This window comes from Chitinophaga polysaccharea (assembly GCF_007829335.1).
In the GTDB taxonomy this organism is placed as follows: domain Bacteria; phylum Bacteroidota; class Bacteroidia; order Chitinophagales; family Chitinophagaceae; genus Chitinophaga; species Chitinophaga polysaccharea_B.
In genome coordinates this window covers 1,903,934-1,918,067 of record NZ_VIWO01000001.1, presented here as the reverse complement: position 1 = coordinate 1,918,067, position 14,134 = coordinate 1,903,934, and the positions used below count along the sequence as shown (strand labels likewise).

Genomic DNA, 14,134 nt, shown 5'->3' with positions numbered 1-14,134 from the left:
TGATTATGGCTCCACGATGATATTGCGTCCCTTTACGCGAAAATGTACACCGGTGGTTTCTAACCCCTCCAATACATCTGAAAGCGGTAACCGTCGCTGGATCTCTCCCCGGAACCTCTTGGCCGGGATGTTGCCGGCATATACAATGTTCACGTCATACCACCGGGCCAACTGGCGCATCACGGTAGGAATGTCGGCATCGTGAAAATAGAAGGCTTCCCTTTTCCAGGCCAGGATGGCGGTGGTGTCGGCATGGGTAATAATGCCGATTTGATCCGGGCGGGTTATCCTTGCCTGCTGGCCGGGTAATAATACCCTGGAGGCATGTCCGTTGTTCACCTTTACTGTGCCACGGATAAGGGTGGTGGCAATTCCCTGTTCATCCGGGTAGGCATTTACGTTAAAGCTGGTTCCTAAAACATCAATGGTAGTTTGATGATCAGTGTTAACACGGAAAGGCCGCTGCGGCTCTCCGGCTACTTCAAAATAGGCTTCGCCTTTTACAGTTACTTCGCGTTTATCCTGGCCGAAAGCAGTGGGATACGTGATCGCGGAAGCGGCGTTGAGCCACACCCGGGTGCCATCCGGCAGGGTAAGACGGAATTGCCCGCCCCTGGGTGTAGTCAATGTATTGACACTGTAAGCGCCACCTGGTTGGGCAACGCTATACTGCAACTGGCCATTGTTGAGTTTTACGATACTACCTTGTTGGTTAATTACCTGGTTGGCATTACTATCGAGCGGCATGGTGGAACCGTCGGCCAATGTGAGTACGGCTTTGGTGGAGCCGGGTAATATCGGTGCTGTGTTTACCGCCACCGTGTGCACCGGCCTGGTAGTGCTGCGTTGGAATAGATAAATACCGGTTCCCAGCAGTAATAATATGGCCGCAGCTGCAGCCCACCTGTAATATATAGGACGAAAACGACCTTTTGCCGCAGCAGGATAATGCCGGTCACGAAAGATTTCCCAGCCGGCATTTGCATCAAAATGGCGGTATTGCTGCAATCTCCTCTGCAGTATAGCCGTATCGGTTAATTGGTCAAAGAATACACGGTTCTCCGGAGCAGCCTCCAGCCATACTTCCAGCTCTGCCTGTTCTGTTTCCGTTAATGATTGCTGCTGGTATCCATATACCAGGTAGGCGATCCGCTGTAAAAAAATAGTATCCTTATTCTCCATGTTCTTTGGCACTCCCTACCCCGCTTTTCTATGAAAACAAGAAAATTATATTTTCGATTAAAGATTCGGTTAACTTTTTTTGAAAAAATTTTCCAGGCTGGCTATCAATTAGTGATGGTAGTAATATTTAAGCAAGGAAATATATACGCCCAGCAAGGGTAAAATGTTCTTTTTGATCAGGCTGCTTCTGATTAACTTCAAAGCCCTCAGCTTCTGTGCCCTGACGGTATTATAGGAAATCCGGAGCGCAACGGCAATATCCTCGTTTTTCCTCCCTTCCAGGTAGCTCATCTTAAAGATCTTCCTGCACTGGGTGGGTAATGCCTCAATTTCGTTATATAGCTGCTGGATGACTTCTGTTTCTGTTAATAGTGGATCAAAACCTGTATCGACCGTTTGCAGGTAAGAAAACTCCTTCTCCTTAATAGTGAGCCTTTCCCTGCTTTTCAGGAAATTGAGGCAGGCATTCTTGGTGGCAATAAACAGGAAGGCTTTTATATTAGCGGCGGTCTTAAAGTCGGTCCTTTTGTTCCATAATTTGGAAAAAGACTCCTGTACCAGGTCTTCCGCCTCCTGGTCATTAGCTACAATACTGTTAGCGAAATAGCATAACGCCCTATAGTGTTGATTAAATAAAAACTGAAATGCGGACTGTTCCCCGGCAGCGAGTTTTTGTAATAATAAATGTTCGGCTTGTAAATACTCCTCCATTATCTACGGAAAACACCCCCTTACATAAAATGACATATCGGTATAAAAATACCCAAAAAAGATGATTTATTATATCCAGGGCGGTAAAGTACTATTCTACAGAGTGTGTTTCTTCGTGCCCTACCTGGTGAATAGTAATTTTTCCTCCCTGGCTGCACATACAGGAAGATTTCTCTGTGAGTAACTTCATATCATTAATATCGTCTTTCTGGGAGGTATCCTGCCAGGCTATCGGAGCTGGTGTACAATTCTTGCGGGTAATGGTACACATGCCAAAGGCAGGAATATTTTTCATTCCCTTTTTGTCTTCTGCGGTGGCTACCAGTTTACCTGCCACGTAAAAGAACTGCTGGCTATCTACCTTCAATTGCGCCGGGGTAGTTCCCTTATCGCATTGTAATAGCGCAGATTCCGTGATTTTTTGTGCCATGTTGCCAATATTGGGGATAAAAGTTACCGGATGATGTCCTGGTCTACTTCTTTCAGCTTTTTACCGGTTTTACCGTCCAGGGTAACTACCCGGTTCTTTCCATTATTCAGGTAAGTGATATCCCATTCAGGCTGAGGAGCAATGCGTTTATCAATGAATGTATGGGATTCGTGAAGATCAATATTATTGCTGCTGCAATATTTAACCAGGTCTTCATAGGTAAACCCGAAAGGCTGGTCATAGTCTACCGTCTTCTCCAGGCGCCCGCCTTCATCATAGTAATGCCAGGTACCTTTCTGAAAATTCCCTCTCACAAACAAAAGCCCTTGTTCTTTGCCATTTCCATTCTTATAAAACAGGGAATATTGCTGGAATAAACTGTTTTTGGGGACTTCCATCCGGGCATAACCTGCAGCATAACTGTGTTCTTCTATAACAGTGCTATCGGCCGTAATCCAACGCCGGCTGCCATTTTCACTGTGCTGATTGAAGTCTTCGATATTAAAACGTTCCATGTGTTTAGTATTTTGTGACTGGCATGAAAGCATCATGCCGAACGAAAATATGATTAGCAGGATCTTCTTCATCTTATTGCATGTTTATTATTCAGCATCAATATTAGGTCTGATGGCCTCCCACTGCCATTTCCATAGTTGAACAACCGGAATAGGGGTAGCTGCCACATCAGAATAGTCCATAATATTATCTGTCAGGTTTTGCGTAAAGGTATGTTTTCCATGATCATCAAACGAATGGTATAATCCCAAAGCATGTAAACACTCATGCGCCAATGTACTGTCTGTAAATCCGGGAGCGAAAACTACTACCGACCGGGGCGTAGATGGTATACCATAAGATCTTCCATACAGTGAGCCACCGGCGCCCGCAGAAGAAGTCGCTCTTTCATTGATAAAATATATTTTGTAGTGCTTCGTATAGTCTTTCCCTCCCTTATTATAAAGTGCATACAACGCATTATTCATATGATCCTGGATTGCATCGCTGGCGCCATCCGTAATAATAGCACCATTGGAATGATTACTGTTAAAGGCGGCATCTGCCGATAAGTCGAGCGTTAGCGTCTCGAAGGAAGGCTCTACCAGTGCCTGTCGCAGGTATTTCCTCAGCTCATCTTCTCTTCCCGGAGGGCTGGCTACCTTTAGGACTGCGCCTATTTTAGTAGTTACCTGTACGATCGCTATCTTCACTTTGTAGCGCTGATGATTAGCCAACAATCTCAACTTTCCCGCCAGCTTTTTCTCGATGGTGCCATCCGCCTTTTTGCTATGCGCCAATATCTCAATACTTTGATCTTTCTTGAAAGCGGATAAACACTCAACCTTCAGCGATACTTTGCGCGGCGTACCACTGGTTACTGATTTGGCTGTAATTTCCTCTTTATCCAGTTTAAAAAGGCTTTTATCGTATTTAATCTCCAGTTTTTCCGGTTCCACATCTACGGTCACCTGCATAGATACTTCGGCACTGGTATTGCTAAAGCTAGTCGCCGTTTTTTGTGCTACCGGAGGTTTACCTTTTCCGGGAGATACCATTTTGGTCACCTGTTTTGGAAATAAACATAACCACGGAACATAATACTCATGGTATAGCTTCTTTTTAGTAACCGGATCTGTCTGCGGCTTCCCGGTGGCATCCAGCTTAGGCTTAGACACAATAACATGTGTAGGATTCCCATACACCCCCTTTAGTTTCTCATATTCTGCCGGATCGGGAAAAGACGTAGCTCGTTTACCGCATATCTTCTCGTAGGTGTTGGCAGCATCATCGCCATGAGACAAACCACTATCCGCCACCCGCATCCAATCGAACCCGTAATCGCCTGCCCAGCTGGTCTCTGGCCTGAAGTGAACAATACATTGTGCATCCAGCTTTATCTCCGTCACTTTATACTTATCGGCCGTATTACTGTGCTTATTACCCTTCGCACCTTTCATTTCCGCCGTGCCCTTGGAATTAACTGTTACATTCTCATCGGAGTGGATAAAGATTTTGTCCTTGCCTGCGGCAAAAATTTCGCGGGATTCTATTTTTATTTCACTTTCGGCGTTAATTAAGGCTTTGCCGCTGAATAAATGCATGTACTCGGATACCATCTGGTATAGGATGGGTGTGTTGACCATCATCTTCTGTAATACGTCTATGTTCAGCTGGTTACCGACATTCATAGCTAAGGTATCGCCGGCATTCATGGTCACATTCCGGGAGCTGACTATTATTTCTTCCGGTGCAGAGAGTGAAATTTTTGTTCCCTGCGTATCCATGTGAATGATATTACCTCCCTTATCACTGATGGTAATGCTTTCCTGACCATCACTATCATTAAGGCGGATTTCGTGCCCAGATCGCGTTTTGATAGCTTTGATATTATTCTGGACATCCCCGAACCCGGCTGCCGCCTTTCCATTCCAGGCAGCGCCTACCACAAAGGGCGCCTCAGGATTCCCATCTTCAAAATCCACCCATACTTCTTCGTACACTTCGGGAATAAAATAGAAGCCCTTGTCTTTCCCACCGTAAGGCGTGAGTGTTCGTAACCAGGGACTACTCCCCTGCTCCTGCCAGCGAAATCGTACCCGGATACGGCCAAGCCCCTTAGGGTCACGGTTATCAGTCACAATAGCACTTTGCGGCTCGCAACGCGGAAAATCATGGATGTTGATCACCGGACTGGCAATATCCACCGGTATGCCTTCCAGCGTATTAGTGTAATGTCCGCTACCTGTGCAGGTATGCTTCAAATAAGTGATCACATATTTGCCATGGCTGACGAATGTGGGAAACTGTTCGTTAATCTGCACGATGTCACCTATACGCAGTGCCGTACTTTTACTGGTAGCTGTCAGCAACATCATCCGGGAAAGCTGCCCCTGTTGATGCAGGCTGGTAAAGGTATCTAACTCAGACTTTGCATTACCGCTAAACCCGTAGTTCATTTTATACAGAGAAGTATGCCGGTATAATTTACTGCTCACCGATTTCAGATAGGCAGCAGGGCCATTCAGGCCGGGCGCCGGCACTGCATCCGCCGTTTGGTCAATGACTTGATCCTGCCTGTACTCGTAGCCATTTAAGCGGGTATTCCCCGCCTGTACCTGCATGGAAATATCAAAATCCACCAGGTCGACCTGATGCGTCAGGCTCATTTCTTTTCCTTTATACTTTCCAAAAATGAGCTGCTGACCATTATAAAAATACCACTCCCCGTGCCGGGCCGCCAGGCGTTTAATAAACTGCTGGGTGGTTTCTTTGTATTGTACCGTATACTTCAGGGGAACGGTGGTAACCGGTTTTACAGCCGGCTGGCCGGTATATGGCTGGCAACCTTTCAGACATTGTGCGACAATATTTTGCAAGGATTGTCTTTCAAAGCAGGCAATATGGGGATTATCTTCCAACAGTATATCTGGGCTATTTGCCTTTATTACGCAAAAGCCATGCGTACCATCGCTTTCCTTGCCCGTATGGATACTGGTAACTATTCCCTTAAACTGTAAAGGGCTATAGTTACCTGCTGCCTCCACACTGGTAATAGTCAGGCTGATTTCTTTACCCAGGAAATTCCTGCCCGCAGAAAACAGGCTATCACCCAGCTTTTCGAGCCAGTCATATCCGATCAATATCTCCAGGCAATGATGCCCCTGTATAGTTTGGGTTAGGGTAAGCGAGTGAAAAGCAGAAAACTGATGATCTCCTATACTGAAAGTAGTGTGTACGTACAATGACATGGATTAATTTTATTGGGTATAACAATCGTATGACCGGCAACGTTATTCAACGATCCGGATAGGAATATGATTCGCTTTCTTCAGCACTTTACCTGTTTCTCCATCCAGCACATAGAGATTATTAAATCCATTGATCTCAATATCAGCCTCCCATGTTTTCTTCCCATCAATATTATTAAACTTCAGGTGCAGCTTTTCCCTGTTTTCCCCGGTATGTATATTGATCATTTTTTGTTGATGGAGATAGTGCAAAACATCGTTATAGCTGAATTTTCCAAAAGCTGCGTCTTCATTGGTTTCTTTCGTCAGTTTACCCTGCTCATCAAACTGGTATGATTTACCAACATAAGTATCTTCTCCTAAAACCACAGCCTTCTCCCGGATATTGCCATTGCCGTAATAGTATTTATAAACAACAAAAAAAGACGGTTTGGGTGGAGTAGTATTGACAATAAACCCGGTTTCCCGGTTGCCCGATTGAACAATGGAGGTGCCGTCGGGCAAAGTAACATGGGACTCATTATGCTGCTGCACCTGGTATTTTGCGATATCAAATTGCTCAAATTCTCTGGTGATCATATGCAATGGATTTTGCGATACAAGCCTGGTCGATTTGCAGGCAGTAATACTGATAATAATATAGAGGAAACATATTTTTCTCATGCATCAGATTTGATTGTTCAATACTTGCCACTGCCAGTACCAGGTGCTGATACGGGTAATGGGCGTGTGAGGGTTGCCGTCAATATCCACATTCCAGTTGGAATAATCAAGTATATTCTCTGTTTTTTGTGCTTCATAACAAAACCGTGCCTGGCTGTCGAAAGAGTGTGGCAACCCAAGCGCATGCAACATTTCGTGTGCAATAGTGGGCTTATCATGCGTAGCAAAAAAAACGCCCCATTTTACATTCAGTTGAGAAAATCCCTGTTTACTCCTGGTTTGCTGATTCCCGCCGGCATCGGCGGTATTTTCGGTAGCACTATCTCCCAGGAAAAAAAGTCGGTAATGATCTGGAAATAAAGGTCCGTACCTGCTTTGATCAAATTGTCTGTTCAGAAACTGTCCCAGGTCAGCCCGTACAGGCCGCAAATAATTGCCATTAGGCGCATAATTTGCCGCAAAGTTCAGCCCTGGTTCCATTACATCAAGGGTAATCACTGCCGGCACGCCGTTGGCATCATTGGCCTGGTCAGTAATATTCAATTGAATCAGCGCTTGCCGAAGGCTACGCTGAAAATCATCCAGGCCTCCCCTGATGGGTACCCCTTGTTTTACTGCCCTCCGTACCCTGGTTAATACCCTAACAATCACCACGTTTACCTGCCTCGTTTTTCCGCTGCCAACCACTTGCAGCTTTCCAACCAATTTACGTTTATCCCTGGTGTCATCAGGTTTAGCGTAGGCAAACACATTTATCTCCTCATCCCTGGGGAATGCCATCCTGCAGGAAACTTTAAGGGTGTCTTTCTTGTGAATATCTGTTATTGTTTTTTTGTCGAGGGACAAATGTGCTTCATTAAATTCAAATTCTATTTTGGCGGGCTTATCCTGATAATCGATCAACAGCTTCAGCTCCACTTCAGCTGCACCTGGCTGCCCGGATGGCAAAAGCGCCATCCATGGCGCATAGTAGCGCAATGCTACTGCGCGGTTATCCTTGTCTTTCTTCAAAGCATAATGAAAAGGCGTATATAACAGTTTGAGTTGCTCTAGATCGGCAGCTTCTTTTCTAAAAAATTTACTCCAGGCATTACGGTCCGTCACAATATCTGTATACGCGGCACTAGTATAATACTTACCAACAATATCTTCATAATCCACATCACCGGAAATACTGGTATCATTCTGCCGGAACCAGTCAAACCCATATTCTCCTTTCCAGTTGTTCTGCGGCCTGAATTGCACCACACAGGCTACCATCAGTTCATCATCTGCCGCCTGATAAGAATCCGGGCTATTCGTGTGCTTACTCGCCGTAGCTCCTTTGATAAAGTTAGTTCCCTGTGAATTGAGCACCGTTTGTTGCGCTGAATACAGGAACATTTTCTCCTTGCCCGCCGCATAAATTTCCGGCGATTCTACCCGGATCTCATCTCTGGATTGTAGCAGCGTCTTTTCGCTAAATAAGTGCATAAACCCGGGTACCGTTTGCTGGAATAGAGGCGAATACACCAACATGCGTGTACCAGTATTCATCAAAAGCTGGTTGCCCGCATTAAGTGTAAGCGCATTGGCGATGTGAAAGGTTATGTTACGGGCCGACCAATCTATGGCTTCGGCTGCCGTAATCATGATGCTTTTGGCCGGTGTATCCAGGAAAATGATATTTCCATTTTTATCGGTGATGGTAATACTTTCCTGGCCATCTGTATCGTCGAGTCTAATAAGGTGTCCGCCGCGGGTTTTAAGTGCTTTGATATTATTCCGCTGACTACCGAAAGTCGAATGCGCCGTACCATTCCAGACAGCACCCAGCACATAAGGATTCTCAGGGTGCCCGTCTTCAAATCCCACCCATACTTCTTCATTGATTTCAGGCACCAGGTATATTCCTTTACCTGTACCGGCATGCGGAGTAATAATCCTTAACCAGGGTGTGCTCCCTTGTTGTTGCCAGCGGAACCTGACCTTTACCCGGCCCAGATTTTCCGGATCATTATTGTCTGTTACCACCGCACTTTGTGACTCACATCGCGGGTAATTGTGTATGTCGGTAGCCGGTCCTGCCAGATCTGCCGGAATTGCTTCAAACTGGTTGCTATACATCCCATGCGCTGTGCAGGTGTGCGAAAGGGAAGTAATAATAAAATCACCATGTGAGGTGGCAGCAGGCAGCTGCTCCTGTATACTCACCCTATCGCCTATACGCAGAAAAGGAACTTTGCTGCAACCCCGTAATACCACCATTTGCGACAACTGGCCCTGGTGCTGCACTGCTGCTATTTTGTCCAGTTCCGCCTGCGTGCTCTCCGTAAACCCGTAATTCATTTTGTACAATGCGGAATGACGATAAAGCTCATTACTTATGTTTTTTACATGAGTCGTATAGCTGTTGCCGTTCGACAACGGTACTGCGCCGGCATTGGATGCCAACATCTGTCCGGGGGTATAGGCATAATGTTGTAAACTGGAATTGCCGGCCGTTGTCTGTAAGGAAATATTAAAATCTACCAGGTTATGCCGGTGAACCAGTATTGTTTTCCCGGGTGTATATTGCCCGAAAATGAGTTGTTGACCGTTATAAAAATACCATTCACCAAACCTGGCTGCCATGCGCTTCACAAATTGCCCGGTAGTTTCCTTGTATTGCACAATATATTTCAATACCGGGTTATCCCGCGATTGGATAAGGGATGTCCCTCCATAGGGCTGTAAACGTTTCAGGCAGGTGGCAATAATATTGTCCAATGACTGTAACGTAAAAGTAGTTGTGTGCTTATCATCTTCCAGCAGGAAATCTGGGCTATGGGCGATGATACGGCAATACCCATGCTCGCCTGCTATACCTTTGCCTATATGTACTTTGGTAATAATACCATTAAATGACAGCATATCGGTCGATCCGGTTTCGGCTATACCACCAATCGATAAGGTGATTTCCTTGCCCACCAACTGTTGGGTAGAATCAAAATGGTAATGCGCTATCCATTCCTTTCCCATCGTTATTTCAAGCCGGTGAGGCTGCATAATGCTCTGCTCTAGCCGAAGTGAATAAAACGAGTGAAATTGAACATCTTCAATCCGGAAAAAAGTTTGGGTATACAGTGACATGATATGGTTTTATACAGGGTCACAAAATCTCAATCTGGCGGCGTATCAACTAAAATAAGGATTCCATACCGAATAAAAAATAACGAAACAAGGGGACGGAATAAGATAACGCCCTGCCAGTACGGGAATCCCATCATCTGGTCAACTGAAACAATCCTTTCCATTCTTACCATGTACCGCTATATCCGGACATTTCCTGTTTCAAAACCGAACAAATTAAAATAATACAAATACGTATATTCGTCGTGGACAACATATAATTCCATGGCACTTCCTTTGTCCGCAAAAAGCAAATTTCCGAGCTATGTTTGTCACCTATCTTAAAACCGCCTGGCGTAACCTGTTAAAAGACCGCAAATTTGCATTCCTGAATCTCGTAGGATTGGCCACCGGGTTAGCTTGCGCGCTGCTGATTTATATCTGGGTGATGGATGAACTCAGCATGAACAAATTTAATCAGCAAGATGCACAACTCTACCAGGTACTGGAAAATCGTGTGCAAGCCAGCGGTGTATGGACCGCCAAGTCCTCTCCCATGCCCATGGCCGAAGCTCTCGCCAAAGAAATGCCAGAAGTGGCCTATACCACCCAAACTACTTATATAGATGACGTTGTACTCTCCACCTCTAAGGAACTAAACATCACCAGCGATGGAAAATATGCCGGCAAGGACTTTTTCCACCTGTTTTCATACCAGCTCATTGCAGGCAATCCCGACCAGGTACTGGCCAACAACAATGCTATTGTACTCTCCGAAGCCACTGCTATCAAACTGTTTGGCACTACACAAAATATAGTGGGCAAAACGGTGGAATTTCAACATGAAAAATTCTATACCGTATCAGGTATTTTCCGTTTGCCGGAACAACATAACGATGACCTGTTCGACTTCCTGTTACCCATGATGACAATGAAGTGGGCACAGAATAATAAAGACAACTGGGGAAATACCGCCGTACATACCTTTGCATTACTGAAACCCGGTACCCATGTAGATAAACTGAATGCCAAGCTGGCGGGCATTGTCAAACAAAAAACAAATGGGGATATCACCCATCGCACGCCATTCCTGCAACGATATTCCGACAACTACCTGTATGGCCGCTTCGAAAATGGCGTCCAGGTAGGAGGCCGCATCGAATATGTACGCTTGTTCTCCATTATTGCCATTTTCATTCTCCTTATTGCCTGTATCAACTTCATGAACCTTTCTACCGCCAAAGCGGCCAGCAGGGCCAAAGAGGTGGGAGTTAAGAAAGCCCTGGGCGCCGGCAGAAGTACCCTCGTCCTGCAATACCTGGGCGAATCGGTATTAATGGCCTTCGCTGCCCTGCTGCTGGCCATATTACTGGTATACTGTTTATTGCCTGCTTTTAATCACATCACCCAAAAACAACTATCCTTATCAGATCTCAATACCAATTTCATTTTATCGGCAATCGGCATCACCCTGTTCACCGGCCTGGTGGCCGGCAGTTACCCAGCCTTCCTGCTATCGGGTTTTAAACCGGTAACTGCCCTGAAAGGAAAGTTCAGCAATTCCATTGGCGAACTACTGATCCGCAAAGGGCTGGTAGTTTTTCAATTTACCCTGTCTATCGTATTAATCGTGGCCGTACTGGTGATCTACCGGCAGATCAGCTTTATACAAACCAAGAACCTCGGTTATAATAAAGATCACATTGTCAGTATATACAAACAAGGCAAGCTGGAAGATACCCACACACAAGATGCCTTCCTGGCAGAAGCCAGGAATATTCCCGGTATCACCAGCGCATCAGGCATAGGTCATGAACTCAGCGGCCATAGCAGCGGTACCTCCGGCGTATATTGGCCTGGCAAAAATCTTAAAGACAGAACTGAATTTGAATATGTTCCGGTCGATTACGACATGCTGCAAACGCTCAACATCCAGCTCAAAGAGGGAAGGGCCTTCTCCCGCAGCTTCGGCTCCGACAGCAGTGCTATCATCTTCAATGAAGCGGCCATTAAATTTATGGGATTGAAAGATCCCATCGGGAAACAAGTGAGGTTATGGGACAACGATGTAACTATTGTAGGCGTAGTAAAAGATTTTAATTTTCAGTCGCTTCATGAAAAGGTAAAACCCCTCCTGCTCAAACTGGAACCGGGAGGCACTTATCGTTTTATGATGAAAATTGAAACCGGAAAAGAAAAGCAGGTGATGGCCGCATTAGAGAAACTATATCAACAGTTCAACCCCGGATTTCCCTTTAAATATACCTTCCTGGATAAAAACTATGAAAAGCTGTATGCCGCAGAAAACCAGGTATCACTGTTGTCCCGCTACTTTGCTGGTTTAGCCATCCTGATATCCTGCCTGGGATTATTTGGATTGGCTGCCTTTACTGCGCAAAAAAGAAATAAGGAAATAGGTATCCGGAAAGTATTAGGGGCTACCGTTGGCGGTATTGTGATGCTCCTGTCGAAAGATTTCCTGCGCCTGATCCTCCTGGCCATCCTGATTGCCGTACCGCTGGCCTGGTGGGCTACCCAGCAATGGCTGAAGGGCTTTGCCTATAGCGTGCATATAGGTCCGGCCGTATTTATCACTGCCGGCATCACCGTGATCGTACTCACCTTCCTCACTATCAGCTTCCAGTCTATAAAAGCTGCATTGGCCGATCCGGCCAAAAGCCTCAAAACAGAATAGCTGCGCCGGCAAAAGGCGTCGGTGCATAGTGCCCGGTAACTATGCGCCGACGCTTATACGTTGCACGCACTCCTTGTGGCCATCATGGCTTCATCATCAGAAGTTACGATGTAATTGCCTTCCATTCCTCCCAGGGCTTTCCGGTTACCCTGCTTACCCACACTTCAAAATCAGCCGCCTGCTTAATATACCGTATCTCCCATCTGTATTGGCTACCTGGTAGCATCGGAAAATGAATACGAACGGGATCCCGTACAAAATTTCGATGGCTGAAAACCTCCAGGAGGTCAGCTAACCACTGTTGTTCATCCGGTAATTTGCTTTGCGCCACCTTTTGAAACACTTCGATTAATGGTACCGCCATATCATCACAAGCAGAAAGATAACGGTGCAAATTTTCACGATACAATAAAGCTTGCGGTGAGTTTCCTGTCAATACCTGTGGATGATGACTCACAATATGCCCCCTGGCATAATCTGACAGGAAATGCTGGTAGTCAGAAAATAAGCTGGATGAGGTTATCTCTCCATATTTTAAGATCAGTACAAACGTGGGTTTAATGCGAAGACGGTGATAAGCCAGCAATTTATGATGTCCATCCAGCACAAACGCACCATCGTTGTAATCCCCTGTGTCTAACTGGAAAACGATCGCTTTGGGCCTACCTCCCGCCGCAATCATGGCTTCATACCAGGCTACCCTTTCAGGAGAAATTTTCTTTCCGGGCTGTGTAAATAGCAAATCAATATCTTCCGGATAATAATTTATTTCCGAAGTTGCTCCGGAATATACCTGGTCGGATACGATGTTATAGGTAAGCTTGTCGTTATTATAAATATTCAAAAAATATTCCCCATTGCTGAAGTTATTCATAAAATGCTTCATTTCTTCCAGTATGGCCTCATCCGTTCCCCTAATCAATACTTCATTCAAACGGGTGGCCATTTCTATCGCTTCCACCTTTGGCGACGTGACGTAATACCTCATACAGGTGTCACCATAATCATACCAGTCGATAGCTGCAGCCTCCCTTATCTTCAAACAGGTAACAGATCCATCGTTATAGATATCAATAATTGCCGCACCTTCAGTCACGGTAACTTTAGACATAGTCATCAGTTTGTAGATTTACCGGAAAAAATACGAGACAGCGCTTTTTTAGTGTATATATCGCCGTTATATACATAATGATCAGTTCTTTGCTCTCGCTGTTTTTACATCGGCAGTAGTTACTGCACTGGCTTTGTTACCAAAATTACGCCGCACATAAGTCAGCACATCGGCAATCTCCTGGTCTTTCAGGAAATTATGCGGCGGCATATTATTGGAGTAATATTCATCGTCAATAGGCTCAGACGCTTGCATTCCCTTTAAAATAACCTGTATCAGCTTTCCTTTATCGCCCAGTACAAACGATGTTTTAATCAACGGAGGATTCAAATGCGGTACCCCGCTGCCATCCACCTGGTGACAGGTCAGGCAATACTGCTCATATACCTTTTTTCCCCGGGTAACCGACGACTGGCTACCAGCAGGTTTCTTCGGCGTTTGTGCCAACAAAAAAGAAAGTGTTGCACAAAGTGCAACACCTATCATAGCTATTTTCTTCATACGAA

10 protein-coding genes are annotated in these 14,134 nt (G+C 45.5%); 1 reads left to right on the top strand and 9 read right to left on the bottom strand.

Annotated features, from left to right (window positions below; genetic code table 11):
- Positions 1–3 precede the first annotated feature (3 nt).
- From FHW36_RS07965 to FHW36_RS07935, 7 genes are all read right to left on the bottom strand, one after another.
- Entirely contained in the window at positions 4–1,182 is a 1,179-nt protein-coding gene (locus FHW36_RS07965) for a FecR family protein (RefSeq protein ID WP_145665083.1), read from the bottom strand.
- Between the two features lie 108 nt (positions 1,183–1,290).
- Positions 1,291–1,893, bottom strand: coding sequence for an RNA polymerase sigma-70 factor (locus FHW36_RS07960; protein ID WP_145665080.1), 603 nt, complete (start codon positions 1,891–1,893; stop codon positions 1,291–1,293).
- Between the two features lie 91 nt (positions 1,894–1,984).
- The gene (locus FHW36_RS07955) at positions 1,985–2,323 is read right to left on the bottom strand and encodes a DUF4280 domain-containing protein (RefSeq protein ID WP_145665078.1); all 339 of its coding nucleotides are present in this window, start codon (positions 2,321–2,323) and stop codon (positions 1,985–1,987) included.
- Between the two features lie 23 nt (positions 2,324–2,346).
- Positions 2,347–2,838 carry a hypothetical protein gene (locus tag FHW36_RS07950; protein ID WP_145665076.1) on the bottom strand — a complete coding sequence of 164 codons (492 nt, stop codon included), beginning with the start codon at positions 2,836–2,838 and terminating at the stop codon, positions 2,347–2,349.
- Between the two features lie 87 nt (positions 2,839–2,925).
- Positions 2,926–6,069, bottom strand: a complete 3,144-nt coding sequence (locus FHW36_RS07945; RefSeq protein WP_145665074.1) for a phage baseplate assembly protein V — start codon at positions 6,067–6,069, stop codon at positions 2,926–2,928.
- Positions 6,070–6,111: 42 nt separating this feature from the next.
- Positions 6,112–6,648 (bottom strand): hypothetical protein, encoded by a 537-nt coding sequence (locus tag FHW36_RS07940; protein ID WP_145665072.1) that lies wholly within the window; start codon positions 6,646–6,648, stop codon positions 6,112–6,114.
- A gap of 87 nt (positions 6,649–6,735) precedes the next feature.
- Positions 6,736–9,843: a phage baseplate assembly protein V gene (locus tag FHW36_RS07935; RefSeq protein ID WP_145665070.1), complete on the bottom strand. Its 3,108-nt coding sequence runs from the start codon at positions 9,841–9,843 to the stop codon at positions 6,736–6,738.
- Positions 9,844–10,147: 304 nt separating this feature from the next.
- Between FHW36_RS07935 and FHW36_RS07930 the strand changes: the two genes are divergently transcribed.
- Positions 10,148–12,517 carry an ABC transporter permease gene (locus FHW36_RS07930; RefSeq protein WP_145665068.1) on the top strand — a complete coding sequence of 790 codons (2,370 nt, stop codon included), beginning with the start codon at positions 10,148–10,150 and terminating at the stop codon, positions 12,515–12,517.
- Between the two features lie 103 nt (positions 12,518–12,620).
- Here the strand turns inward: FHW36_RS07930 and FHW36_RS07925 are convergent, their stop codons facing one another.
- Together FHW36_RS07925 and FHW36_RS07920 are read right to left on the bottom strand one after the other, a co-directional pair.
- Positions 12,621–13,628 carry a hypothetical protein gene (locus FHW36_RS07925; RefSeq protein ID WP_145665066.1) on the bottom strand — a complete coding sequence of 336 codons (1,008 nt, stop codon included), beginning with the start codon at positions 13,626–13,628 and terminating at the stop codon, positions 12,621–12,623.
- Between the two features lie 81 nt (positions 13,629–13,709).
- Positions 13,710–14,129 carry a c-type cytochrome gene (locus FHW36_RS07920; RefSeq protein WP_145665065.1) on the bottom strand — a complete coding sequence of 140 codons (420 nt, stop codon included), beginning with the start codon at positions 14,127–14,129 and terminating at the stop codon, positions 13,710–13,712.
- Between the last annotated feature and the right edge of the window lie 5 nt (positions 14,130–14,134).

Bases quoted from the DNA above. Each gene is read 5' to 3' on its own strand.
- FHW36_RS07930 (WP_145665068.1), top strand. From the start codon at position 10,148: ATGTTTGTCACCTATCTTAAAACCGCCTGGCGTAACCTGTTAAAAGAC.
- FHW36_RS07935 (WP_145665070.1), bottom strand. From the start codon at position 9,843: ATGTCACTGTATACCCAAACTTTTTTCCGGATTGAAGATGTTCAATTT.
- FHW36_RS07965 (WP_145665083.1), bottom strand. From the start codon at position 1,182: ATGGAGAATAAGGATACTATTTTTTTACAGCGGATCGCCTACCTGGTA.
- FHW36_RS07945 (WP_145665074.1), bottom strand. From the start codon at position 6,069: ATGTCATTGTACGTACACACTACTTTCAGTATAGGAGATCATCAGTTT.
- FHW36_RS07920 (WP_145665065.1), bottom strand. From the start codon at position 14,129: ATGAAGAAAATAGCTATGATAGGTGTTGCACTTTGTGCAACACTTTCT.
- FHW36_RS07925 (WP_145665066.1), bottom strand. From the start codon at position 13,628: ATGTCTAAAGTTACCGTGACTGAAGGTGCGGCAATTATTGATATCTAT.
- FHW36_RS07955 (WP_145665078.1), bottom strand. From the start codon at position 2,323: ATGGCACAAAAAATCACGGAATCTGCGCTATTACAATGCGATAAGGGA.
- FHW36_RS07950 (WP_145665076.1), bottom strand. From the start codon at position 2,838: ATGGAACGTTTTAATATCGAAGACTTCAATCAGCACAGTGAAAATGGC.
- FHW36_RS07960 (WP_145665080.1), bottom strand. From the start codon at position 1,893: ATGGAGGAGTATTTACAAGCCGAACATTTATTATTACAAAAACTCGCT.
- FHW36_RS07940 (WP_145665072.1), bottom strand. From the start codon at position 6,648: ATGATCACCAGAGAATTTGAGCAATTTGATATCGCAAAATACCAGGTG.